General features: G+C 70.7%; 20 protein-coding genes and 2 tRNA genes. 10 read left to right on the top strand and 12 right to left on the bottom strand.

The window, feature by feature from the left end; translation table 11 throughout:
- Window position 1: 1 nt before the first annotated feature.
- Window positions 2-658: an alpha/beta hydrolase family protein gene (locus MMA15_RS19300; protein WP_241063300.1), complete on the bottom strand. Its 657-nt coding sequence runs from the start codon at window positions 656-658 to the stop codon at window positions 2-4.
- A gap of 349 nt (window positions 659-1,007) precedes the next feature.
- On the bottom strand, window positions 1,008-1,826 hold the full coding sequence (locus tag MMA15_RS19295) for an SOS response-associated peptidase (protein WP_241061401.1): 819 nt from the start codon (window positions 1,824-1,826) through the stop codon (window positions 1,008-1,010).
- Between the two features lie 138 nt (window positions 1,827-1,964).
- Here MMA15_RS19295 and MMA15_RS19290 point away from each other — a divergent pair, with 138 nt between their 5' ends.
- From MMA15_RS19290 to MMA15_RS19275, 4 genes are all read left to right on the top strand, one after another.
- A complete protein-coding gene (locus tag MMA15_RS19290) occupies window positions 1,965-2,678 on the top strand; it encodes a M50 family metallopeptidase (RefSeq protein ID WP_241061400.1) in 714 nt (237 codons plus the stop codon).
- Between the two features lie 120 nt (window positions 2,679-2,798).
- On the top strand, window positions 2,799-4,223 hold the full coding sequence (gene aroA / locus MMA15_RS19285) for a 3-phosphoshikimate 1-carboxyvinyltransferase (RefSeq protein WP_241061399.1): 1,425 nt from the start codon (window positions 2,799-2,801) through the stop codon (window positions 4,221-4,223).
- 13 nt (window positions 4,224-4,236) lie between these two features.
- The gene (rsgA, locus tag MMA15_RS19280) at window positions 4,237-5,247 is read left to right on the top strand and encodes a ribosome small subunit-dependent GTPase A (protein ID WP_241061398.1); all 1,011 of its coding nucleotides are present in this window, start codon (window positions 4,237-4,239) and stop codon (window positions 5,245-5,247) included.
- Between the two features lie 140 nt (window positions 5,248-5,387).
- Window positions 5,388-5,714, top strand: a complete 327-nt coding sequence (locus MMA15_RS19275) for a DMT family transporter (RefSeq protein WP_241061397.1) — start codon at window positions 5,388-5,390, stop codon at window positions 5,712-5,714.
- Between the two features lie 42 nt (window positions 5,715-5,756).
- On the opposite strand, the gene MMA15_RS19270 is transcribed toward MMA15_RS19275, so the two are convergent.
- Window positions 5,757-6,392: a TetR/AcrR family transcriptional regulator gene (locus MMA15_RS19270; protein ID WP_241061396.1), complete on the bottom strand. Its 636-nt coding sequence runs from the start codon at window positions 6,390-6,392 to the stop codon at window positions 5,757-5,759.
- Between the two features lie 235 nt (window positions 6,393-6,627).
- Between MMA15_RS19270 and hisN the strand changes: the two genes are divergently transcribed.
- Complete coding sequence (gene hisN, locus MMA15_RS19265; protein WP_241061395.1) at window positions 6,628-7,422, top strand: histidinol-phosphatase; 795 nt, start codon at window positions 6,628-6,630, stop codon at window positions 7,420-7,422.
- 332 nt (window positions 7,423-7,754) lie between these two features.
- Window positions 7,755-8,171, top strand: a complete 417-nt coding sequence (locus MMA15_RS19260) for a CBS domain-containing protein (protein ID WP_241061394.1) — start codon at window positions 7,755-7,757, stop codon at window positions 8,169-8,171.
- A 155-nt stretch (window positions 8,172-8,326) separates the two neighbouring features.
- On the opposite strand, the gene MMA15_RS19255 is transcribed toward MMA15_RS19260, so the two are convergent.
- Window positions 8,327-9,778, bottom strand: coding sequence for a catalase (locus tag MMA15_RS19255; RefSeq protein WP_241063299.1), 1,452 nt, complete (start codon window positions 9,776-9,778; stop codon window positions 8,327-8,329).
- A 143-nt stretch (window positions 9,779-9,921) separates the two neighbouring features.
- Here MMA15_RS19255 and MMA15_RS19250 point away from each other — a divergent pair, with 143 nt between their 5' ends.
- A complete protein-coding gene (locus MMA15_RS19250) occupies window positions 9,922-10,338 on the top strand; it encodes a Fur family transcriptional regulator (RefSeq protein WP_241061393.1) in 417 nt (138 codons plus the stop codon).
- Between the two features lie 211 nt (window positions 10,339-10,549).
- Here the strand turns inward: MMA15_RS19250 and MMA15_RS19245 are convergent.
- The 4 genes from MMA15_RS19245 to MMA15_RS19230 all read right to left on the bottom strand — a co-directional run bounded on the left by MMA15_RS19245 (window position 10,550) and on the right by MMA15_RS19230 (window position 15,767).
- Window positions 10,550-10,623, bottom strand: a tRNA-Met gene (locus MMA15_RS19245).
- 120 nt (window positions 10,624-10,743) lie between these two features.
- The gene (locus MMA15_RS19240) at window positions 10,744-12,534 is read right to left on the bottom strand and encodes a tetratricopeptide repeat protein (protein WP_241061392.1); all 1,791 of its coding nucleotides are present in this window, start codon (window positions 12,532-12,534) and stop codon (window positions 10,744-10,746) included.
- 184 nt (window positions 12,535-12,718) lie between these two features.
- A tRNA-Met gene (locus tag MMA15_RS19235) sits at window positions 12,719-12,792 on the bottom strand.
- 86 nt (window positions 12,793-12,878) lie between these two features.
- Window positions 12,879-15,767, bottom strand: coding sequence for a UPF0182 family membrane protein (locus MMA15_RS19230; RefSeq protein ID WP_241061391.1), 2,889 nt, complete (start codon window positions 15,765-15,767; stop codon window positions 12,879-12,881).
- A gap of 110 nt (window positions 15,768-15,877) precedes the next feature.
- Between MMA15_RS19230 and MMA15_RS19225 the strand changes: the two genes are divergently transcribed.
- On the top strand, window positions 15,878-16,453 hold the full coding sequence (locus tag MMA15_RS19225; protein ID WP_241061390.1) for a PPA1309 family protein: 576 nt from the start codon (window positions 15,878-15,880) through the stop codon (window positions 16,451-16,453).
- 257 nt (window positions 16,454-16,710) lie between these two features.
- Here the strand turns inward: MMA15_RS19225 and MMA15_RS19220 are convergent, their stop codons facing one another.
- The 4 genes from MMA15_RS19220 to MMA15_RS19205 all read right to left on the bottom strand — a co-directional run bounded on the left by MMA15_RS19220 (window position 16,711) and on the right by MMA15_RS19205 (window position 19,990).
- Window positions 16,711-17,805 (bottom strand): YlbL family protein, encoded by a 1,095-nt coding sequence (locus MMA15_RS19220; protein ID WP_241061389.1) that lies wholly within the window; start codon window positions 17,803-17,805, stop codon window positions 16,711-16,713.
- A gap of 25 nt (window positions 17,806-17,830) precedes the next feature.
- Complete coding sequence (locus tag MMA15_RS19215; protein ID WP_241061388.1) at window positions 17,831-18,085, bottom strand: hypothetical protein; 255 nt, start codon at window positions 18,083-18,085, stop codon at window positions 17,831-17,833.
- 280 nt (window positions 18,086-18,365) lie between these two features.
- A complete protein-coding gene (locus MMA15_RS19210; protein ID WP_241061387.1) occupies window positions 18,366-18,824 on the bottom strand; it encodes a molybdenum cofactor biosynthesis protein MoaE in 459 nt (152 codons plus the stop codon).
- A 68-nt stretch (window positions 18,825-18,892) separates the two neighbouring features.
- Window positions 18,893-19,990 (bottom strand): SDR family oxidoreductase, encoded by a 1,098-nt coding sequence (locus tag MMA15_RS19205; RefSeq protein ID WP_241061386.1) that lies wholly within the window; start codon window positions 19,988-19,990, stop codon window positions 18,893-18,895.
- Window positions 19,991-20,267: 277 nt separating this feature from the next.
- On the opposite strand from MMA15_RS19205, the gene MMA15_RS19200 reads away from it, so the two are divergent.
- Window positions 20,268-21,851, top strand: coding sequence for a zinc-dependent metalloprotease (locus tag MMA15_RS19200; RefSeq protein ID WP_241061385.1), 1,584 nt, complete (start codon window positions 20,268-20,270; stop codon window positions 21,849-21,851).
- A complete protein-coding gene (locus MMA15_RS19195) occupies window positions 21,848-22,432 on the top strand; it encodes an NUDIX hydrolase (protein WP_241061384.1) in 585 nt (194 codons plus the stop codon). The genes MMA15_RS19200 and MMA15_RS19195 overlap by 4 nt, the downstream gene beginning before the upstream one ends.
- Window positions 22,433-22,485: the final 53 nt, after the last annotated feature.

Raw genomic sequence — 22,485 nt, 5'->3', positions numbered from 1 at the left:
TCTACGGGCGGGCCGTCGGCGTAAGCCCGGAGAGCCAGTCGGCGACAGCGTCCGTCAGCAGGGCCAGCGCCTCCTCCTGCCCGACGGCGGCGCGCTTGGGAACCGCGAAACCGTGGTCGCCCTCCGGTACCTCCACGATGCGGGTGCCCTCGGGGAACTCCCCGGGGCGGCCGAAGGGATCACGCCCGCCCTGCACCACCAGTGACGGCAGCCCCGCGCCCGTCAGCTCCCCGGCGCGGGACTTCTCCGGCTTACCGGGGGGATGCAGCGGAAAGGACAGCGCGAGCACCGCGGCGGCGCCCAGCGCCTCGCCCGTACGGCAGGCGACCCGCGCCCCCGCGCTCCTCCCGCCGGCGACGACGGGCAGCCCCGGCGCACACAGCGCGGGCCACAGGCCGCGCCACGCGGTGTCGAGGGTCCTCGGCGCGGGGGCGACCTTCTTCCCGGCCACCCGCCACGGCTGCTCGACGAGCGCGACCGTGACGCCCGCACCGGGCAGGACCCGGGCGAGAGCCTGGAGGTCGCGCGCCTCGACGCCGCCGCCCGCGCCGTGGCCCAGGGCCAGCACAGTGCGTGCCGCGGTGGCGTCGTGCCAGGTGATACGGGCGTCTCCGGCAGGGGTCGGGACGGTCTCGGAGCGCGTGCGGCCGCCGCCCATGTCCTCGGAGTGAGCGGGGTGCCCGGAGCGCCCGGGTCGCGCGGAAGGCGCTGCCTGCGCTGTGTGCCCGGCGCCGGCGCTCTCACGGTGTCCGCGGTCCCCGCCGCGTTCGGCTCTCTTGGTCATGGAAAGCCATCCTGCCCCGTACCGTCCCCGTCCCCGTCCGTTCCCCTTCGTGTCCTGCGTGCACTGCCCACGGTCCACGGCCCACGGTCGATGAGCGGTGGCCGGTCGCCCGGGTCACGGGTGGCCGCTCAAGAAGCGGCCGGCCGTCGGTCTGCGGCTTGCGGATCGCAGTCGGCCTGCGGATCGCCGTCGGTCTGCGGCTACCGGAACAGTGCCGTACCGGTCAGAAGAGCGTGCCGACCTCGGGACCGGTCAACTCCCGCAGCAGCCCGGCGTTGTTGTTCCGTACGTTGCTGACCTCCGTGGAGACCGGATACGCACGCATCATCCCCGGAGGCGGCGGCTCCAGCAGCGCACGCAGCTCCTCCTGCGGCCTTCGCGCCGGGTTCAGCCAGGCGTTCCAGCGCTCCGGCAGCAGCATCAGCGGCATCCGCGGATGGATGTCCGCCAGCGACTTGGGACCGTTCTCGCCGGTGGGGCCCACCAGGGGCGCCGTCTCGGCCTCCGTCGTCACCACGGTGCACGTCGTCCACCATGCGCGGGGATGGTCGTCCGGAAGCGTCCCGTCGCGCCAGAACTCATACAGCCCGGCCATCGCCATCACCGATCCGTCCGCCGGCGTCACGAAGTAGGGCTGCTTGCGCGGCCGTTTCCGCTTCCCCTCCTGTTCAAGCTGGAGCTCGTCCTTCGCCGTGCACCACTCGTAATAGCCGTCGGCGGGGAGCAGGCACCGCCGGGAGGCGAAGGGTCGCCGGTAGGCGGGCTTCTCGTGCACCGTCTCGGCCCTGGCGTTGATCATCTTCGCGCCCATGTCGGGAGACTGGGCCCAGCCGGGTACGAGCCCCCAGGTCAGCGTCCTCAACTGCCTTACGGGGCGCGGCTCCTGTGACCCCTTCAAGGGCCGGTCGAGGATCGCGTGCACCTGCTTGGTGGGGGCGACGTTCCAGTCGGGAGCGAGGGTCTCCTCGGGGTTCCACATCTCCACGCCGAAGAGTGCGACGAGGTCCTCGGGTCTCCGGCTTGCTGCATAGCGTCCGCACATAGGTGCCACACTGCCACGGCACTGATGTGCGTCGCCCCGCGTTCACGGAGAACAAGATTCCGCTCAGGGAGAAGATGTGCGGGGCGGGTGCAGACGCAAAGACGCGGACAGCGGGACAGGGGAGGACGAAGGGCAGATATGGACACAACGAGCATCGCCGGTCTGTGGGACCGGGTCTTCGGCACCCAGCCGGACCCCGACCAGTGGCTGGTCCTCACCACCGCGGTCATTGCCCTCGCGGCCGTGGCGCCGCGGGGCATGTGGCGCCTTTCGCGGAACGCCGTAACCATCGCGCACGAGGGCGGCCACGGTCTGATCGCCCTGCTGTCGGGGCGCCGACTCGAAGGCATACGCCTGCACTCCGACACCTCCGGCCTCACCCTCTCCCGGGGCAAGCCCACCGGGATCGGCATGATCCTCACCGCCGCCGCGGGCTACACGGCGCCCTCCCTGCTCGGCCTCGGCGGCGCCTGGCTGCTCGCCGCGAACCACATCACGCTGCTGCTGTGGAGCGCCACCGCGCTGCTGCTGGCGATGCTCACCATGATCCGCAACGCCTACGGCGTGCTGACCGTCCTCCTCACCGGCGGCGCCTTCGTCCTCGTCTCATGGCTGACGGAGCCGCAGGTGCAGGCCGGTTTCGCATACGTCGTGGTCTGGTTCCTGCTGCTCGGCGGTGTACGGCCCGCCTTCGAACTCCAGGGGAAGCGACGCCGCGGCGGCGCGCCCGACTCGGACGCGGACCAGCTCTCGCGGCTCACTCACCTACCGCCTGTCGCCTGGCTGCTGCTCTTCCACGCGGTGTCGCTGTGCTCGCTGACCGGCGGCGGACGGTGGCTGCTCGGCTTGTGAGCATCCCGCGGCCGCGGGCTGGGGGGCGAGCGCACGCGCTGCCAGGAGGCGGTCTTGCCGGGACGCCCCCGCGATCAGCGTCCGGGAGGCCGCGACCGCCGAACGACTAAGGTGAAACTCATGACCGAGCACACCACCGCCGCCCTGTGGCCCGCGCCTTCCGCCACCGCCCCCGTCGACGCGACCGTCGCCGTGCCAGGGTCGAAGTCGGTCACCAACCGCGGTCTCGTGCTCGCCGCACTGGCCGCCGACGCCGGACGGCTGCTGCGCCCGCTGCGCTCCAGGGACACGTCGCTGATGGCGGACGCGATGCGTGCGATGGGCGTCCATGTCGAGGAGGGCGTCGGCCCGGACGGCACGGGCGAGTTCTGGCGCGTGGTCCCCGCCGGTCTGCACGGGCCCGCCACCGTCGACGTCGGCAACGCCGGCACCGTGATGCGCTTCCTGCCGCCCGTCGCGGCGCTGGCGGACGGGCCGGTGCGCTTCGACGGCGACCCGCGCAGTCACGAACGTCCGCTGCACGGCGTCATCGACGCGCTGCGCGTCCTCGGAGCCCGCATCGACGACGACGGGCGCGGACGCCTGCCGATGACGGTGCACGGCACGGGCTCGCTCGCGGGCGGCAGCGTGGAGATCGACGCCTCCGCCTCCAGCCAGTTCGTCAGCGCGCTGCTGCTGTCGGGGCCGCGCTTCAACCAGGGCGTGGAGGTGCGCCACGTCGGCGGCAGGCTCCCGTCGATGCCCCACATCCGCATGACGATCGACATGCTCCGCAGGGCCGGGGCCCAGGTCGACGCCCCCGAGGACGGCGGCGAGCCCGACGTCTGGCGGGTCACCCACGGAGCCCTGCTGGGCCGGGACCTCGTCGTCGAGCCGGACCTTTCCAACGCACAGCCGTTCCTGGCGGCGGCACTGATCACCGGGGGCCGGGTCACCGTCCCCGACTGGCCCGCGCACACGACACAGCCGGGCGACGCGCTGCGCGGCATCTTCACGGAGATGGGCGGCTCCTGCGAACTGGACGAGCGGGGGCTGACGTTCACCGGCAGCGGACGTGTGCACGGCATCGACGTGGATCTCAGCGACGTCGGCGAACTCACGCCGGGCGTCGCCGCCGTAGCCGCCCTCGCCGACTCGGAGTCCGTACTGCGTGGCGTGGGCCATCTGCGGCTGCACGAGACCGACCGGCTGGCCGCGCTCACCAAGGAGATCAACGGCCTCGGCGGCGACGTCACCGAGACCGAGGACGGCCTGCGCATCCGCCCGCGCCCGCTGCACGGCGGTGTCTTCCACACCTACGACGACCACCGCCTCGCGACGGCCGGAGCGCTGCTGGGCCTTGCGGTCGAGGGCGTGGAGGTCGAGAACATCGCGACGACCGGCAAGACCCTCCCCGGCTTCGACGCCATGTGGACGCGGATGCTCACCGCTGACGGCGCCCCGCATCCGGCGGGCGCGCCCGGCACGACCGTTACGACCGGGACGAGCGGCACGACCGGCACGGGCGGGTCCGCAGTCGGCGCGCGCCTCGAAGAGAGCGCCTGAGGACGGCCCCGCGATGCGCCGCTACGGCAAGCACACCGACGAGGACGACGTCCGCGTACGTCCCAATCGCAAGGGCAGCCGTCCGCGCACGCACAACCGCCCCAAGCACGAGGACGCCGCACAGGGCATGGTGCTGACGGTCGACAGGGGCCGCCTCACCTGCCTCGTCGACGGCCGCATCGTCACCGCCATGAAGGCACGCGAACTCGGCCGCAAGGGGGTGGTCGTGGGCGACCGCGTGGCCCTCGTCGGCGACATGTCCGGCGCGAAGGACACGCTCGCGCGCATCGTCCGCGTCGAGCCGCGTACGTCCGTGCTGCGGCGCACCGCCGACGACAACGACCCGTACGAGCGCGTCGTCGTCGCCAACGCCGACCAGCTCGCCATCGTCACCGCCCTCGCCGACCCCGAGCCCCGGCCGCGTCTGATCGACCGCTGTCTCGTCGCCGCCTACGACGCCGGGCTGGACCCCCTGCTCGTACTCACCAAGTCGGATCTCGCCCCCGCCGAACCGCTGCTGGAGAAGTACACGCCGCTGGGGGTGCGCCATGTCGTCACCGGGCGCGCCGAGTTGGCGGACGGCGAGGCCCTTGAGCGCGTACGGCAGTCGCTGGACGGACGGATCACGGTGCTGGTGGGACACAGCGGGGTCGGCAAGACCACCCTGGTCAACGCCCTGGTCCCGGAGGAGCTGCGGCGTACCACGGGCCATGTCAACGCGGTGACCGGCCGTGGCCGCCACACCACCACCTCGGCCCTGGCCCTGCCGCTGCCGGAGGAGGGGAGCTGGGTGATCGACACCCCGGGCGTCCGCTCCTTCGGGCTGCACCACGTCGACCCGTCCCGGGTCATCGGCGCCTTCCCCGACCTCGAACCGGGGACCGCGGAGTGCCCGCGCGCCTGTAGCCACGACGAGCCCGACTGCGCCCTCGACAAGTGGGTCTCGGACGGCCACGCCGATCCGCAGCGGCTCTACTCGCTGCGCCGCCTGCTGGCGACGCGGGACGAGCACGAAGGGGATTGACCGGCTTACGACCGCCGGTCGGCGGCATAATCGCCCGGAAGTACGCATCCCGGGCACGCGAAGAGGCATGCCCCGCACACACGCACCCCGACTCATACGCGAGCGCCCACCAGACCCGCACCAGGCACGGAGGCATCCACATGGCAGCGTGGCTGCTGGTCATCGTCGCGGGTCTCCTGGAGACCGGCTTCGCGGTCTGCCTCAAGCTCTCCCACGGCTTCACCCGGCTGTGGCCGACCGTCGCGTTCTGCGCCTTCGCCCTCGGCAGCTTCGGCCTGCTGACGCTCTCACTGAAGCGGCTCGAAGTGGGCCCGGCGTACGCGGTGTGGACGGGCATCGGCGCCGCCGGCACGGCCGTCTACGGGATGCTCTTCCTCGGCGACGTCGTCTCGGCGCTGAAGCTGGTCTCGATCTCGCTGGTCGTCATCGGACTGGTGGGCCTCCAGTTCTCGGGAAGCGTCCACTAGCCCGAACCGCCTTCCAGCCGGGGCGCGTTGGGCTCTCGCCGGTCAGCGGGGGTGGGCGAGCAGCGCCCGTACCACCTCGCGGATCTGCCCCACCGCCTCCTCGTCGGGCCGGTCCTTGGAGGGCGCGACCACGAACGACAGCGCGATCCGCATTCCCGCCTCGCAGGCCAGGCCCAGCCTGCCCGGCGAGGAGCCGTTGGGCGTGAGCCCGGCGAGTACGCGCTCGCACAATCGGGCCGCCAGCGCCCCCGGCTCTCCCGGCCGTACGCCCTCGGGCCCGCCCGTGCGGGAGAAGCCCTCACCGGCACCGTTCTCCCGTACGGCACCTGCGGGCAGCGGCATCGGCGAGCCCCAGCATCCGGTGAGCGCGGCCCGGACGATGGGCTCGTCGCGGGCGGTACGCAGCATCCAGGCGGCCGCCGAGGCACATGACGCCGCGGGGTCGGCGCCTCCACGGCCGCCTTCGGCTGCCGCGCGTGCCGCACCTTCGACGAAGCCGTCGACGAGGCGCCCGACGAGGGCGGCGCCGAGCCCTTCCTTCGTTCCGAACTCGTTGTAGAGCGTCTGCCGGGAGACTCCCGCGGCGTTGGCGACGTCCACCATCCGCACTCCCGCCCAGGGCTGTGCACCGACCGCGGTGTGTGCGGCTTCCAGCAATGTCTCGCGTGCAGTAGGCATCGTGCCTCCGAACCCGGCGGCTGGGGTGCGGGACAGAATTGACGCGTCACCAACTCTTGTCAAGACAATGTGCGGACAACGCCGGCGGCCCCCGGTCAGCCGCCTCCCGCCGAGCCTCCGGCACACCGCCGCGCAGCGTTCCGCCCGCCGGCAGGCGCGAATGGACCGCACCCGCTTGGCGTCCGGGAGCCTCTGCCCTGTGGCTGGCTATCCGGCTGGTCGATACTGTTCACACATGCCGGACTACCACGATGATCTGCGTCTCGCCCACGTACTGGCCGACGCCGCCGACGCCGCGACGATGGAGCGGTTCAAGGCTCTCGACCTGAAGGTCGAGACGAAACCGGACCTGACTCCGGTGAGCGAGGCCGACAAGGCGGCCGAGGAGCTGATCCGCACCTCGCTCAAGCGCACGCGCCCGCGTGACGCGGTGCTGGGCGAAGAGTTCGGCACCGAAGGCCACGGTTCGCGCCGCTGGATCATCGATCCGATCGACGGCACGAAGAACTACGTACGCGGAGTCCCGGTCTGGGCGACCCTGATCGCACTGACCGAGCTGGGCGAGGGCGGCGACCAGCCCGTGGTCGGACTCGTCTCGGCCCCCGCGCTCAACCGCCGCTGGTGGGCGGCGAAGGGCGGCGGCGCCTACACCGGCCGCAGCCTCTCGCAGGCCACCCGCCTCCACGTCTCCGGCATCGAGGCCGTACGGGACGCCTCGTTCGCGTACTCCTCGCTCCACGGCTGGGAGGAGCGCGGCATGCTCCCGGGCTTCCTCGAACTGACCAGGGACTGCTGGCGCACCCGCGGATACGGGGACTTCTGGCCGTACATGATGGTCGCCGAGGGCTCGGTCGACGCCTGCGCCGAACCCGAGCTGTCCCTGTGGGACATGGCCGCGAACACGATCATCGTGCAGGAGGCCGGCGGCATGTTCACCGGTCTCGACGGCAGGGACGGCCCGCACAGCGGGAACGCACTCGCCTCCAACGGACTGGTGCACGAAGAGGTGCTCACCTATCTGACGGCCTAGCCCGCGCCCGCGCACCCTCCCCGCCTCGCCACGGCGCCCCTCCCCCACGTATCACCCCCACGTATCGCCCCCACTCACTGCCCCCACGTACCGGCCCCCACGTCACGACGACTCCCACGTGCCGCCTTGCAGGGCCCTGCCTCGTGCGACCCTCCCGCGTACGCCCCCGTCCCGCGCAGCGCGCGGCGCCGAAGCGCCGCGCGCCTCATCTGCCGTTGCGCGTGCCCTTGTTGTGGTCCCGAAGCCATGTGAACATGAGGTTCCGTAAGCTTGTGACCTTGTGAATCTCTTCTCGAAGGGGAGAGGTTTCTCCAAGGAGGTGGACCACGCACATGCCCACCCTCGTCCGAGACGCAATGACCACTGTCGTCCTCACCATCGGCCCCGCACACACACTCCGCCAGGCCGCCTCGCTGATGTCGGCCCGGCGGGTCGGCGCAGCCGTGGTGCTCGACCCCGACACCAGCGGACTCGGCATCCTCACCGAGCGCGACATCCTCAACTCACTCGGCGCGGGCCAGGACCCGGACGAGGAGACCTCCCAGTCACACACCACGACCGACGTCGTCTTCGCCTCCGAGGAGTGGACCTTGGAGCAGGCGTCCCACGCGATGACCCACGGCGGATTCCGCCACCTGATCGTGCTGCGCGCACAGGAGCCCGTCGGCATCGTGTCCGTACGGGACATCGTGCGCTGCTGGACGGGCAGCGCCGAGGCGGTGGAAACCGTGGAGGCGCTGGGCGCATGACCTGAGCACGGGGACGACAGGCCCCCGGCGGCGAAACTCCGAGCAGCAACATCCGAGCAGCGAACAGGAGTTACGAATCCGAGCAGCGCATACGGAAACACCGGAGGGACCGCGCGACGGCGCGGTCCCTCCGGCTTTTACGGCGAGCAGCCCTGTCAGCCGCGCAGGGCCTGTACCGCGGCCTCCAGTCGCTTGCCGTAGTCCTCGTCCGCCATGCGGAAGTTCTCGATGGCGCGCTGGGCGATGTCGTCACGCGAGACCCGCGCGATGAACCCGGCGAGGTTGTCGATCAGACGCTGCTTGGCGTCCTCCGGCATCAGCCGGTAGAGGTTGCCGGCCTGGACGAAGTCGTCGTCCTCGGCGTGCGAAGGCGTCACATGGTCGCCCGTGAAGCCCGAGACCGCGACCGGCTCCCACAGTGGCCTGCCGGTCTGCTTCACCTCGTCGAAGCTGTTCGGCTCGTAGTTCTTCGCTCCGCCGTGCCGCCCGTCGTACATCACACCGTCTCGTCCATGTGAGTTGGCGGTCGTGGCGTGCGGCCGGTTCACCGGCAGGTGGTCGGCGTTGATGCCGACGCGGTAGCGGTGGGCGTCGCCGTAGGCGAAGAGACGGCCCTGGAGCATCTTGTCCGGGGACGGCCCGATGCCGGGCACGAAGTGGTGCGGGGAGAAGACCGACTGCTCGACCTCGGCGAAGATGTTCTGCGGGTTGCGGTTGAGTTCCAGCTTCCCGATCTCGATCGGCGGGTAGTCCTCGTGCGGCCAGACCTTGGTCAAGTCGAACGGGTTGAAGCGGTAGTTGGGCGCCTCCGCCGCGGGCATGATCTGCACCTGCACCGTCCAGCTCGGGTAGTCCCCGCGCTCGATGGCCTCGCGGAGGTCCCGCTGGTGACTGTCGGGGTCCTTGCCGGCGAGGATCTCGGCTTCCTCGTTGGTGAGGGTCTGGATGCCCTGGTCGGTCTTGAAGTGGTACTTGACCCAGAAGACCTCGCCGTCGGCGTTGTTCCACTGGAAGGTGTGGGAGCCGTAGCCGTTCATGTGACGGTACGTCGCGGGGATGCCGCGGTCGCCCATCAGCCACGTCACCTGGTGCGTCGACTCCGGGGAGAGACTCCAGAAGTCCCATACGTTGTCCGGCTCCTGGGAACCGGTGTACGGGTCGCGCTTCTGGGTGTGGATGAAGTCGGGGAACTTGATGGCGTCCCGGATGAAGAAGACCGGGGTGTTGTTGCCGACGAGGTCGTAGTTGCCCTCCTCGGTGTACAACTTCAGCGCGAAGCCGCGCGGGTCGCGGACGGCGTCGGCCGCGCCGAGGTTGCCGGCCACCGTCGAGAAGCGGAGGAAGGTCTCCGTCTGCTTGCCCACCTCGGAGAGGAACTTCGCCCTCGTGTACCGCGTCACGTCGGCGGTCACCGTGAACGTGCCGTACGCACCGGCGCCCCGGGCGTGGACGATGCGCTCCGGGATGCGTTCGCGGTTGAAGTGCGCCAGTTTCTCCAGCAGGAGCTGGTCCTGGATCAGGGTGGGGCCGCCCGGGCCCGCGGTCTGGCTCTGCTGGTTGTCCGCGACCGGAGCGCCGGCTTCCGTCGTCAGCGGGCCGGTGGGCATGTCCTGCACCGTCACGTACTCCTCCTGCTTTGTGCACTGGGCTGAGCTTGAGCCGATCCTACATTGGACATTGTCTAAGTCAAGAACATGACGAAGTCCATACGGGTTCTTTTCCCAGACGGCAGCACTGCTAGGGTTGACGTATGAGCGACCTGCTGGAGCGGCTTCGAGACCGCGGCTGGCGGCTCACCGCGCAGCGGCGAGTCGTCGCCGAAGTCCTCGACGGCGATCACGTGCACTACACGGCCGACGAGGTTCATGCGCGCGCAGCCGCACGTCTGCCCGAGATCGCACGGGCCACCGTCTACAACACGCTGAGCGAACTCGTCGCCATCGGCGAGGTGATCGAGGTCAGCACGGACGGCCGTGCGAAGCGCTACGACCCCAACGCCCGCCATTCACATCAGCACTTGGTCTGCTCGAAGTGCGGCACGATCCGCGACGTGCACCCCTCGGGGGACCCGCTGGCCGGTCTTCCCGAGACCGAGCGCTACGGGTTCACGATCTCGGACGCCACCATCACCTACCGGGGCACCTGCCCCCAGTGCGCCGCCGACTGACCCTGCGCTCCGTTCTCTGGGCTCTCCGGGCTCCGTTTTCCTGGACGCGGTCGTCGCCCGGTCCGGATCTCATGACTTCGACTTCGGCCCATAGATACGGGCTGCGGCTCTCGCGTGGGCGGCGGGCGAAGCCCGGCCGGGGCTCGGCACCCACCGCGCGCGTCACATGCGAAGGGCCCGGATCCTGGGGATCCGGGCCCTTCGACTTCAGTAGCGGGGACAGGATTTGAACCTGCGACCTCTGGGTTATGAGCCCAGCGAGCTACCGAGCTGCTCCACCCCGCGCCGTGTGCCGCAACTCTAACCCTGCGCCGACGACCAGCGCAAATCGCTTTCCCTCCGCCCGCCGGGCCGGGCACCGTGGTCGTATCCCCACGGCGCCCGCGGCAGCCAGCGGTGCCCTCGTCAGGCGGTCAGTTCGGACCGCAGGGCGTCATGCAGCTTCGCCGCACGTTCCGCCACCTCTGCCGGTCCGAGTTCGACGGCTCGCGCACACCAGCGCTGCCCCGTCTCCAGCTCGCCCCGGCGCGCGCTCAGCAGCGCGAGACGGAGCGCAGCGCGCCCGTGTCCGGCCTCCGCTGCACGCGTCCACCACAGGGCCGCCTCCGGCTCGCTGCCCTCACGGGCCAGCAACAGCCCGAGGTTGAACGCCCCGTTGGGGCTTCCTGCCTCCGCGGCTACGCGGTACCAGCGGGCCGCGTCGACGATCTCGCCACGCGCCGCCAGACACATGCCGAGGCGCACCTGCGCACGCCTGTGGCCCTGCTCGGCGGCCCGCTCGTACCACTCCTCGTGCTCGTCGCGGCTGCTGACCGACGACGTCGCACCGGTGCCGTCGGCCTCGCGCGGCCTGCGGCGCTGAAGGAGCACGGCCAGCCGGAAGGCGCCCTCGATGCTTCCGCCGCCGGCGGCGCAGCGCAGCCTGCGCTCCGCGCCCTGCTCGTCGCCTTCCCTCAGCAGCGCGATGCCGACCTGGAGCGCGGCCTCGGTGTGCCCCGCCGCCGCGGCACGCGCGTACCAGACGCGGGCCGTACCGTGGTCGCCCCGGCCGACGTGCAGAATGCCCAGGTTGAACGCGGCGTCGACGCTGCCTGCCTCGGCCGCCTTGGAGAACCAGGGCTCGGCGCCGTCGGCGTCGCCACGCTGGAGCAGCAGCACCGCGAGCGCGTTGGCCGCCTCACGGTGGCCCGCGTAGGCCGCACGGCGATACCACTGCTCGGCCTGCGCCGTGCGTCCCTGTGCCGCGCACAGCAGCCCGAGGTTGAACGCGCCGTTGTCACAGCCCGCTTCGAGTGCCACGCGGTACCAGCGCTCGGCGGCCTGGCGCTCGCCGCGGTCGGCGTGCAGCGCGCCAAGTGCGTTGGCAGCGTTGCCGTCGCCGTCCTCGGCGGCACGGCGCCACCACAGCGCGGCGCTCTCCTCGTCGCCCGCGTCTCGGAGCAGGAAGCCCAGCGCGCATGCGGCACGCGGCTCGCCCTCCTTGGCGGACGTCAGATACCAGCGCCCGGCCTCCTTCAGTTCGCCGCGGCGCTCCAGGATCGCGCCGAGCCGCAGTGCCGCACGGCGGTGACCGCGCGCGGCAGCCTGCCGGAACCACTGCTCCGCCTCGCGCTCGGCGGCCTCCCGGCGCTCCCCGGTCTGCTCGTTCTCCTCCCCCTCCGCTGTGATCTCCGCGGCGCGTGCGGCGACGATCTGCGCCAGCCGGTACGCGGCTTCGCGGTGACCCTGCTCGGCGGCGGCACGGAACCAGGCCTCCGCGCCGTCCTCCCCACGGTGGTCGAGCAGATCCGCCAGCGCGTACGCCCCCAGTGCGTGCCCGCACTCGGCGGCGTGCAGCAGCCAGTAGTGCGCCGCCGGTTCGTCACCGCGCTCGCGGTGGTGCCTTCCGAGTGCGTGTGCCGCCGCGGCGGAACCCGCGACGGCGGCGACGCGCCACCAGCCGGCGGCCTCGTCCTCATGGCCGCGCTGGTGGAGCAGAACCCCCAGATTGTTGGCGGCGGCCCGGTCGCCGGCCGCGGTGGCAGCCCGCAGCGGAGCCTCCGCCCGGTCGAGATCCCCGTTGCGCAACAGCTTGGCGCCGAGAACGCTCAACGCCCCGATGTCTCTTACGTCTTCGGCCCCGCTGTCAACAGCGGCCGGACTCGAGCCGGTACCCGGCGGAGCCTCCAGCCTCACCTTGTCCCCCATGAACCCCATGTTCGCACCACCCGCAACCCACGTACACCTGGAAAACCACCACCGGGTGAGGTCACTTCAGAGGTTTGTCGACTTCCCGACAGAGAGACACCTCAAACCGCTTGCCACGAAAGGGGTTTGAGGACTGACGCGTTGACACATGCGAAGGGCCCGGATCCTGAGGATCCGGGCCCTTCGACTTCAGTAGCGGGGACAGGATTTGAACCTGCGACCTCTGGGTTATGAGCCCAGCGAGCTACCGAGCTGCTCCACCCCGCGCCGTTGTGTGACAACTCTACACCACGGTACGGAGTGCTCCGCACACGGGGCCCGCTACCGCCCCGCGTGCGTCCGGGCGCTCCCAACTACTCCTTGTTCGCGCCCTTTTCGGCCTTGTTCTCGGCGTCCTGGGCTTCCTTGATGGCGTCCCTCAGGTCGTCCTGCGCCTTGCCGTACGCCTTCCAGTCGCCCTTCTCCAGCGCGTCCTGTCCGGCGTCGTAGGCGTCCTGCACGTTCTTCAGCGCCTCACGTACCGAGGCGTCGCCGGACGACGGCGGCTCCTCCGGCTGGCCGCCGGTGTCGGAGCCGGAATCGCCCTTGCTGTCGAAGACCTTGTCGAGGGCCTCGCCCAGGGTGTCCTCGAAGGCGATGCGCTCGCCGTAGGTGACCAACACCTTCCGCATGCGCGGGTAGTTGGTGCCGGCGCCGCGCACGTACACCGGCTCGACGTAGAGCAGGCCGCCCTCCAGGGGCACCGTCAGCAGGTTGCCGTACTCGATCTCGGAGTCGCCGCGTTTGAGGAGGTTGAGCGACTCGGCGATGCTGGGATCGGAGTTGAACTTGCTCTGCACCTGCGACGGCCCGGACACCGTGGTGTTGGACGGCAGCCTCAGCATCTTGATCTTGCCGTAGCCGGTGCTGCGCGGATCGGCGTCGATCGCCATGAACGCGCCCAGCGTCTCCCGGTTGTTGGGGTTGAAGGTCGTCGTCAGCGAGAACGACTGCTTCTTCTCGTCCGGCATCTGAAGGCTCAGATAGTACGGCGGTACGGCGTTGCCCTTGTGCGTCGGATCGTCCGGGATCTGCCAGCGCTCACTGCCGCTGTAGAACTGCGAAGGCGAGGTCACGTGATACCGCGTCAGCAGCTCCCGCTGCACCTTGAACAGGTCCTGGGGATACCGCAGATGGTCCATCAGGTCGTCGCCGATCGCGCTCTTCGGCTTGACCGTGTCGGGGAACGCCTTCATCCAGGTCTTCAGCACCGGGTCCTTCTTGTCCCACTGGTACATCTCGACCTTGCCGCTGTACGCGTCGACCGTGGCCTTCACGGAGTTGCGGATGTAGTTGACCCGGTTCTGCCGGGCGACGACAGCACGCTGGCCGTCCGTCAGCGAGTCCTCCGTGGTGTCGCCCAGCGTCGTACGCGATGAGTACGGGTAGTTGTCCGACGTCGTGTAGGCGTCGATGATCCACTTGATCCGGCCGTCGACGACCGCCGGATAGGGGTCGCCGTCGATCGTCAGCCAGGGCGCGACGGCCTCGACCCGCTCCTTCGGGGTGCGGTTGTACAGGATCCGCGAACCCTCGCCGATCGCACCGGAGTAGAGGATCTGCGGCTCGTTGAAGTTCACCGCGTACGCGGCCCGGTTGACGGGGCTGGTGAGGTCGACTCCGCTCTTGCCCTTGTAGGTGTAGGTCTTCTCCCCCTTGTCGTCCGCGTAGTCCAGCTCCTTCTGCGGACCGCCCACGATCGAGTACTGGTTGGTCTTCTCCCCGTAGTAGACGCGCCCTTCGTACTTGCCCTTGTCGCCCTTGGGCGGCAGGTCCTGCTCGGTGAAGGCGGGGGCGCCGTCCTTGTCCACGGTGGTGCCCTTGGCGGCGACCATGCCGTAGCCGTGGGTGTACTTGAAGTGCTCGTTGATCCAGTTCTTCTCGGGGATGCCGTCGGTGTTGATCTCACGCAGACCGACGACGGTGTCCTGCTCCTCGCCGTCCTTGTTCTTGTAGCGGTCCACGTCGAGCACGGCGGGGAACTGGTAGTAGCCCCGGACCTGCTGCTTCTGCTGGAACGTGGGCGAGACGACGTTGGGGTCGAGCAGCCGCGTGCTCGCCGTGTCGTCGGCGGCCTGACGGAGCTGCTCCTTGCCGGCCTTGCTGGTGCCCGAGTAGTCCCTCACCTGGGAGGCGTCGATGCCGTACGCCTCACGCGTGGCCTTGATGTTCTTCTTGATGTACGGCGTCTCCTTGGCCTGCTCGTTCGGCTGGACCTGGAACTTCTGGACTATCGCCGGGTACAGCCCGCCGATCAGGACCGCGGAGAGGACCATCAGCCCGAAGCCGATCACCGGGAGCTGCCAGGTGCGGCGCCAGATCGTGGAGAAGAAGAGCAGGGCGCAGATGATCGCGATGCAGAAGAGGATGGTCTTCGCCGGGAGATAGGCGTTGGCGTCGACGAACTTCAGACCCGTCCAGTTGTCCGTCGCCTTGAAGTCGCCCGTCTTCACGGCCAGTCCGTACCGGTCGAGCCAGTAGGCGACGGCCTTCAGCGTGACGAAGAAGCCCAGCAGCACCGACAGATGGCCCGTCGCCTGCGCGGTGGCGCGGGCGCCGGGCGTCGTGATGCGCAGCCCGCCGTAGAGGTAGTGCACGAGGGCCGCGGCCAGCAGCGACAGCACCACGGCGGCGAAGCCGAAGCTGAGCAGGAAGCGGTACCAGGGCAGGTCGAAGGCGTAGAAGGAGATGTCCTTGCCGAACTGCGGGTCCGTCTTGCCGAACGACACGGAGTTGACCCACAGCAGCCAGGTGCGCCACTGGCCCGCCGCGGAGGCGCCCGCGATCAGACCGACGAGGGCGGTGACCCCCAGCAGCACCCACTTCTTGTACGGGGCGATGCCCATCCGGTACCGGTCGAGGCTCTGCTGCTCCAGCGACATGGCGCTCAGCGGAGGCCGCAGCTTGTGCGCGAGCCAGAGGTTGAGACCCACCGCGGCCGCCATCAGCAGCCCGAAGACGGCGAACATGCCGATCTTCGTCCACAGCGTCTTGGTGAAGACCGCGCTGTAGTGGACCGAGCGATACCACAGCCAGTCGGTCCAGAACCCGGCGAACATCACGAAGAGCATGGCGAGCACTGCGAGAACGCCGACGGTCATCAGCAGCGTACGGGCACGCCGCGACGGCCGTCCTACTCTGATCCGTGGCCCTGAGGGACCGCCTGAGCCACGGTCCGGCATCTGGAAAGCCAAGGTGCGCACCTCGAAGATCGCTGAGACAGAACGGGCCCCGCATCGTAAGCCCACTCATGCAACTTAACGAAGCTTTACCCAGTTCCCGATCCCGGGGTGGAAGCGGGCACGATATACGCATGGACAACCTCCCCACCGACGGCACGCCTCTCGCAGCCGATCCGCTCACCCGAGCGGTGCTGGAACTCGACGAATACGCGGCGGGCTTGGGCTGGGACCAGCCCAGCCGCCTCTTCGCCCTCGTCGACACGGCCCGACTGCGCGCGGAGGAGCCCGAAATAGCAGGTCAGCTCGGTCTCGACGAGGACGCCGGGCAGCAGGCCGACTCCCTCACCCCCGTCGAACAGGACGAGCTGCCGACCGGTGCTCCCCTCGACGAGTTCCTGGCGACGATCGCCTGGCCCGAAGCCGTCGCGGGCTGCGCGATGACGGTCGAGCGGCTGATGCTGCCGCAGTCGGCGGAGGCTGCGGTTCCGGAGGAGCTCCAGGAGGAGGGCGCCGAGGAGCAGCTCTCGCAGTGGGTCGCCGACCACCCCGAACGTCAGGAGGTGCGGCTCACCGTGGCCGTGCTGCGGGACGGCAAGCGCGAATCGGCGCTGCGGCTGCGCGAGAAGGACAGCGCCACGGAGGTGCTCACGGGGGCGGGCCTGGTGCCGGGGCTGGCCGACGCGCTGGCGGCGACCTTCGAGGAGTAAGAGGAGCCACTGGAGCCAGGCGTCAGGAGCCAGAGGAGTAAAGGGCGCTGTCGGCCAACCGCCATACGTGACGAGGCCGACGGGGCCCGGTCCCTGCGGAGACGGCGGCCGGGGCGGTTCGTGCCGGGTGCGCGGTCCGCCCCCTTGAGCCGCGTTCCCGTACCCGCGTGCGCGCGTCCATACGGCCCCGGGCGCGGGGGCGTCGACCGTACGAAAGGGCGGCGTCACCCGTGAGGCGGCAGCGGCGACGCCGGGCGTCAGCTCGCCTTGCAGCGCGAGAGACCGCCCGTGTCGTCCTCGCGGATCTTCTTCAGCGCGTCCATGGCGTCGCCGATGGTGCCGGTCTTCACGAGCGTGAGTCCGGCGGGCCTGTCCTTCGCCGCGGCCTGGCAGTTGGCCGCGGGGGTCAGGAAGTACTTGGCGCCCTTGGCGCGGGCGGCGACGGTCTTCATCTGGATGCCGCCGATGGCTCCGACCTTGCCCTTGTCGTCGATGGTGCCGGTGCCCGCCACGAAGGAACCGCCGGTGAGGTCCTCGCGGGTCAGCTTGTCGACGATGCCGAGCGAGAACATCAGCCCGGCGCTCGGCCCGCCGACGTCGGCGAGCTTGATGTCGATGCCGAACGGGAAGATGTGGCCGGTCGCCGGCTGTATGCCCACGATCGCCCGGCCGTCGTCCTCGGCCTTCTTCGTGCCGACGGTTATCTGCTCCGCGTCGCGCGCCGACGGCTTCTTCCCCGCCTTCTGCGCCGCCTTGACCTTCGCCGCCGGGACGACCTCGAAGCGGACCTTCTCCCCCGGCTTGTGCCGGGTCACCACGTCCGCGACGCTCTCGGGGTCCTTCACGGGCTTGCCGTCGACGCTGCGGATGAGGTCCCCGGCGTGCAGCCTGCCCTCGGACGCACCGCCCTTCACCACGGACCCCACGACGATGTACGAGGGGACGCGGATCCCCAGCTCCCGCAGCGCCGAGACCTTCGCGCTCTCCTGCGAGGCGCTGAACTCCTCGGCGTTCTGCTGGTCGACCTCCTTGGCCGACTTGTCCTCCGGGTAGAGCGTCGAGTGCGGCACCACCGCACTGTCGTGCTCGAGCCAGCCGCCGACGGCCTCCAGCAGATTCATCCGGTAGTCGGCGCCCGTGACGCGGACCGTCGTCATGTTCAGATGGCCCGACGTGTCGTACGTCCTGTGGTCCTTGATGTTGAGCACCGGCTCTCCGTCGTGCTCACCGAGGGTGTTGACGGTCGGGCCGGGCGACATCTCCGCGTAGGGCACCTGGATGAGCAGCCCGGCACAGAGCATCGCTATGAGGAGCAGCGTGGACGCGAGCATCGTCGCGGTGCGTCGTGGCATGGCACGACAGTACGGGAAGGGACCGTCAGTCCGCCGTCCGGGCGGACGGATCCGCGGCCTGCCGGGCGGCGGTCACAACGGGCTCGGCGGGAGCTTCCGGGCGGAACGTCCCCCCGGTCTCCTCGACGCGTGAACGTTCCATCGCGGCACGGAAGCGCTCGTAGCCGGTGACGCCCACGGTATCGGGGATGCCCGTCCGACGCCGACTGGCCCAGCTACCCCAGACACCGGCCGCAACCGTGGCCATGATCGGAATCAGCAACCAGGAGAGTGCCGCCATGAAGACCTCCCGACCCCTTGAGAAGAAGCTGCCCGCCCGGATCTCACCGGGCTGAACGGCCGATGAGCAGATTAACTCTCGGCAGGACAACGCTCTTTCCCGGGATCCGGTTACGCAACCGGAGCGTGGACCGTACGGGTGCGGGGGTCGCCTCCACCCGGTGACGGCGCTACGCCGACCGCTGCGTACCGGTCCTCTTACCCGAAGCCCCGGAAGGGAACCGTCCGGACACGGACCGGCACCGGCCGGAGCACTGCGACGGCACTGGTGCCGGCCGGCGTCAGACCCCCACCCACTCCTCCGTGCCGTCCGCGAAGATCTGGTGCTTCCAGATCGGGACCTCGCGCTTGAGGTCGTCGACGAACCGCCTGCACGCGGCGAACGCCTCCGCACGGTGCGGGCAGGACACCGCCGCCACCACGGCCAGGTCGCCGATCGCCAGCTCCCCGACGCGGTGCACCGCGGCGAGCGCGCGCACCGGGAAGTCGGCCGCGGTCTTCTCGGCTACGCGGCGCAGTTCGGCCTCGGCGGTGGGATGCGCCGAATAACCCAGACGTGTGACGTCCGCACCGCCGTCGTGATCGCGCACCGTACCCACGAAGAGCGCGGTGCCGCCCGACGAGGGGTCGCCGACCGCCGTGAACACCTCGTCCACGGAGAGGGGTTCGTCGCGGATCGCCAGCAGCCGGAAAGGGTCCGCCGCGGCCTTCTCGCCAGGGTGATCGTGCCTCTGCGCCATGGCTTCATGCTGCCGCACGCCGGGCGGCGGGGGGAACCGCCCCGCCCGCTCGGCCGCCTGCGGCCCGGCTACAGACCTCGGCGTTTGCGGGCCCTGCGTACGAGCGCCGCCGTGCCCAGCAGCGCCACGGTCGCGCCCGCGCCCGCCGCGGTCGCCGCTTCCGTACGTCCCAGCCTGCGGCCCGCGAGGGTGTGGCGGCCCGCGACCTCCTCCAGCAGTTCCGCCAGCACCTCCTCGTTCGTCCACCGGGGGCGCCAGCCCGCGTCGTGCAGGCGCGCACCGGAGACGACCCAGGGGTGCATCGTGTACGCGAGGTCCCCCGCCGGGGACGGGGTGAGGCCCAGGCGGTGCAGCCGGGAGGCCGCGCCCAGGGCGACGGCCGAGGGGAGTTCCATGCGGCGGATGCCGGTGAGTTCCTCGACCTCCTCCTGTTCGAGCCAGCCGTCGCAGCCGACGGCCATCTCGCCGTCGGCCTTCTCCAGCACGGCGAACTCCAGCGCGCTGACGAGGTCGTCGACATGGCAGAACTGCCAGCAGGGCCGGGAGTCGGCCACGACCAGCAGCCGGGGCGACTCGAAGTAGCGGGTGAGGGCCGTGTCCATGCCGGCGCCCACGAGCACGGAGGGGCGTACGACCGTGACGTTGAGCCCGGGGTGGGCGCGCGGGGCGCGGCGTGCGAGCCGCTCGATCTCCAGGAGGTCGCCGACGGCGGTCGCCTCGGCGGTGGCCCGTAGTTCGGCGTCCTCGGCGAGGGGCACGTCGTTGTCGGGCAGAGCCCCGTAGACCATCGTCGAGGTGCACAGGATGACGCGGGGGACGCCTGCCGCGGCCGAGGCGGTCAGCACGGTCTGCGTGCCGCGCACGTTGAGGGCGGTACGGGCCGTCGGATCGGTCTCCAGGTCGAGGTCGAGGGCGAGGTGGACGACGACGTCCACCGGGTCGCCCTCGTTGCGCAGGCGGTCCGCGATCGCCGGGTCGCGCACGTCGAGAGTGTGCCACTGGGCCTCGCTGACCTCGCCGCGCCGCTCGTCCAGCGCGATGACCCTCTTGATCTCCTCCGATGCCGCGAGCCGCTCCGTCAGCAGCGCGCCCACTCCTGACGCGGCACCCGTGACGGCGACGGTCGGGGTTCGCGCTGCGCGAACGTTGCTGTCGGAGGAACTCACCAGTCGTCTCCAGCGGTTGTTTCTGGTAGGAGGTGCGCAAGCTCCATCCTGCCTGACAGGTGTCTAGGCTGGAGGTGGAGCCCGTGACACCGAAGCAGGCTCGCCTGTGTCCCGAATGGTCCCCTTCGACCGATCGGGGCCAGTCCAACGTAGTCCACACGCGCATGCCTGCGAGCCGAACGGCGAGCCGACCGACCCGACTCCGGCGCACCCTCCCGCGAGACCCGCACGACGTACGTAGACCCACGAGACGCATACGACAGAGCCGAGGAAACCCGTGAGTGACACCCCATTCGGATTCGGCGTACCTCCTGAGGAGCCCGAAGACGGGGACGAGGGCAAGAAGAAGGGCGACGGCGCGGGCCAGAGCGGCCAGGGCGGCCGAAGCGGTCAGGGCGGGGGCCAGGGCGGCACTCCCAATCCCTTCGGTTTCGGCGGCTCCGGCGGCGCGGGCGGTCCGGGCGCCGACAACCCGCTGGCCGCGATGTTCGGCTCGCTCGGCGGCGGCCAGGGCGGCATGGACCCAAACGACCTGGGCGCCGCCTTCCAGAAGCTCGGGCAGATGCTCTCCTACGAGGGCGGGCCCGTTAACTGGGACATGGCCAAGGACATCGCGCGCCAGACCGTCGCCGCGGGGCCTCCCGGCAGCGGCTCGGAGTCCGGCGGCGCGGCCACGGGCACGAAGGACGCCAGCATCGGGCCGTCCGACCGCGCCGCGGTGGAGGAGGCCGTACGGCTGGCCGACGTGTGGCTGGACGGTGTGACGTCGCTGCCGTCCGGTTCCACGACGGCCGAGGCGTGGAGCCGCGCCGAGTGGGTGGAGAACACGCTGCCGGTGTGGAAGGACCTCGTCGACCCCGTCGCCGAGCGCGTCGGCGCGGCCATGGGCGATGTGCTTCCCGAGGAGATGCAGGCCATGGCGGGCCCGCTGCTCGGAATGATGCGCTCCATGGGCGGCGCCATGTTCGGCACGCAGATCGGCCAGGCGCTCGGCGTGCTCGCGGGCGAAGTCGTCGGCTCGTCCGACATCGGGCTGCCTCTCGGTCCCGACGGCAAGGCGGCGCTGCTCCCGGCGAACATGTCGGCGCTCGGTGAGGGCCTCGGCGTCCCGCAGGAGGAGGTGCGCCTCTACCTCGCGCTGCGTGAGGCCGCGCACCAGCGCCTCTTCATGCACGTACCGTGGCTGCGCTCCCATCTGTTCGGCGCGGTCGACGGATACGCCCGCGGCATCAAGGTGGACACCACCAAACTCGAGGACGTCGTCGGGCAGTTCGACCCGCAGAACCCGGAGGAACTCCAACAGGCCCTCCAGCAGGGCATGTTCCAGCCGGAGGACACCCCCGAGCAGCGTGCCGCGAAGGCCCGGCTGGAGACCGCTCTGGCGCTCGTCGAGGGCTGGGTCGACGCCGTCGTGCACGCGGCTGCGGAGCCCCATCTGCCGTCGGCGTCCGCGCTGCGCGAGACGCTGCGCCGGCGCCGCGCCTCGGGCGGCCCGGCCGAGCAGACCTTCGCGACCCTCATCGGGCTCGAACTGCGGCCGAGGCGGCTGCGTGACGCCTCCCGGCTGTGGGCCTCGCTCACGGACGCCCGCGGGTCCGAGGGCCGCGACAGCCTCTGGGCACACCCCGACATGCTGCCGACGGCAGCCGACCTCGACGACCCCGACGGCTTCGTACACCGGGAGAACGTGGACTTCTCGGAGCTGGAGTCGCTGCTGGGCGACGCGGCCGGCGGCGCCAAGGCGGACGAGGAGACCGGCGGCAGCGGCACCGGAGGCGACGAAGCGGAAGGCAGGGACGAGTCAGGCGAGGACAAGCCGGACGGGGACGAGCCGGGCGGCGACGGCGGAAAGAAGCCGTGAGCAGTCCGCCCAGCCTGCGCGAAGACGCGATCCGGACGCTTACCGAATGGTCCCCTCCGGCGGACGCCCACCGCGGCCCCGACGGACACGGCCAGGAGAAGCTGCGCCAGGACTACTTGGCGCATCTGCGCTCCCATGACGACGGCATGTGGAAGGCGTGCGCCGGCGGGCACATCACGGCGAGCGCCCTCGTCATCGACCCGTCCGCCGGCCGCGTACTGCTGACGCTCCACCGCAAGCTGCGGATGTGGCTCCAGATGGGCGGCCACTGCGAACCGGAGGACGCGACGCTGGAGGGCGCCGCACTGCGCGAGGCGCGGGAGGAGTCCGGCATCGAGTCCCTGACGCTGCTGCCCGGCGGCCCGGTGCGCCTCGACCGCCATCTCACGCCGTGCGCCTGGCACTTGGACGTGCAGTACGCGGCGCTCGCCCCCGAGGGCGCCCTGGAGACCGTGAGCGAGGAGTCGCTGGAACTGCGCTGGTACGGATACCAGGACGTGCCCACGGTGGCCGACGAGTCCGTCGTACGCCTCACCGAGCAGGCACGCGCCCTGGTAGGGGACGGCCGGGCCACAGGGTAGGACGCGGCCGACGGGGCGGGACCGGCATGCGCGGAGGCGGCCGACCGGGGTCG

This window comes from Streptomyces marispadix, from assembly GCF_022524345.1.
GTDB classification, from domain to species: domain Bacteria; phylum Actinomycetota; class Actinomycetes; order Streptomycetales; family Streptomycetaceae; genus Streptomyces; species Streptomyces marispadix.
Note: the sequence above shows the minus strand (reverse complement) of the source record. Positions and strands in the feature narration are given on the sequence as shown.

Excerpts from the sequence above, each read along its gene's own strand:
- MMA15_RS19210 (WP_241061387.1), bottom strand. The coding sequence starts at position 18,824 with ATGGCGCAGAGGCACGATCACCCTGGCGAGAAGGCCGCGGCGGACCCT.
- MMA15_RS19250 (WP_241061393.1), top strand. The coding sequence starts at position 9,922 with ATGAGCGACCTGCTGGAGCGGCTTCGAGACCGCGGCTGGCGGCTCACC.
- aroA (WP_241061399.1), top strand. The coding sequence starts at position 2,799 with ATGACCGAGCACACCACCGCCGCCCTGTGGCCCGCGCCTTCCGCCACC.
- MMA15_RS19275 (WP_241061397.1), top strand. The coding sequence starts at position 5,388 with ATGGCAGCGTGGCTGCTGGTCATCGTCGCGGGTCTCCTGGAGACCGGC.
- MMA15_RS19300 (WP_241063300.1), bottom strand. The coding sequence starts at position 658 with ATGGGCGGCGGCCGCACGCGCTCCGAGACCGTCCCGACCCCTGCCGGA.
- MMA15_RS19220 (WP_241061389.1), bottom strand. The coding sequence starts at position 17,805 with ATGCCACGACGCACCGCGACGATGCTCGCGTCCACGCTGCTCCTCATA.
- hisN (WP_241061395.1), top strand. The coding sequence starts at position 6,628 with ATGCCGGACTACCACGATGATCTGCGTCTCGCCCACGTACTGGCCGAC.
- MMA15_RS19215 (WP_241061388.1), bottom strand. The coding sequence starts at position 18,085 with ATGGCGGCACTCTCCTGGTTGCTGATTCCGATCATGGCCACGGTTGCG.
- MMA15_RS19225 (WP_241061390.1), top strand. The coding sequence starts at position 15,878 with ATGGACAACCTCCCCACCGACGGCACGCCTCTCGCAGCCGATCCGCTC.
- MMA15_RS19240 (WP_241061392.1), bottom strand. The coding sequence starts at position 12,534 with ATGGGGTTCATGGGGGACAAGGTGAGGCTGGAGGCTCCGCCGGGTACC.
- MMA15_RS19290 (WP_241061400.1), top strand. The coding sequence starts at position 1,965 with ATGGACACAACGAGCATCGCCGGTCTGTGGGACCGGGTCTTCGGCACC.
- MMA15_RS19255 (WP_241063299.1), bottom strand. The coding sequence starts at position 9,778 with ATGCCCACCGGCCCGCTGACGACGGAAGCCGGCGCTCCGGTCGCGGAC.
- MMA15_RS19295 (WP_241061401.1), bottom strand. The coding sequence starts at position 1,826 with ATGTGCGGACGCTATGCAGCAAGCCGGAGACCCGAGGACCTCGTCGCA.
- rsgA (WP_241061398.1), top strand. The coding sequence starts at position 4,237 with ATGCGCCGCTACGGCAAGCACACCGACGAGGACGACGTCCGCGTACGT.
- MMA15_RS19260 (WP_241061394.1), top strand. The coding sequence starts at position 7,755 with ATGCCCACCCTCGTCCGAGACGCAATGACCACTGTCGTCCTCACCATC.
- MMA15_RS19270 (WP_241061396.1), bottom strand. The coding sequence starts at position 6,392 with ATGCCTACTGCACGCGAGACATTGCTGGAAGCCGCACACACCGCGGTC.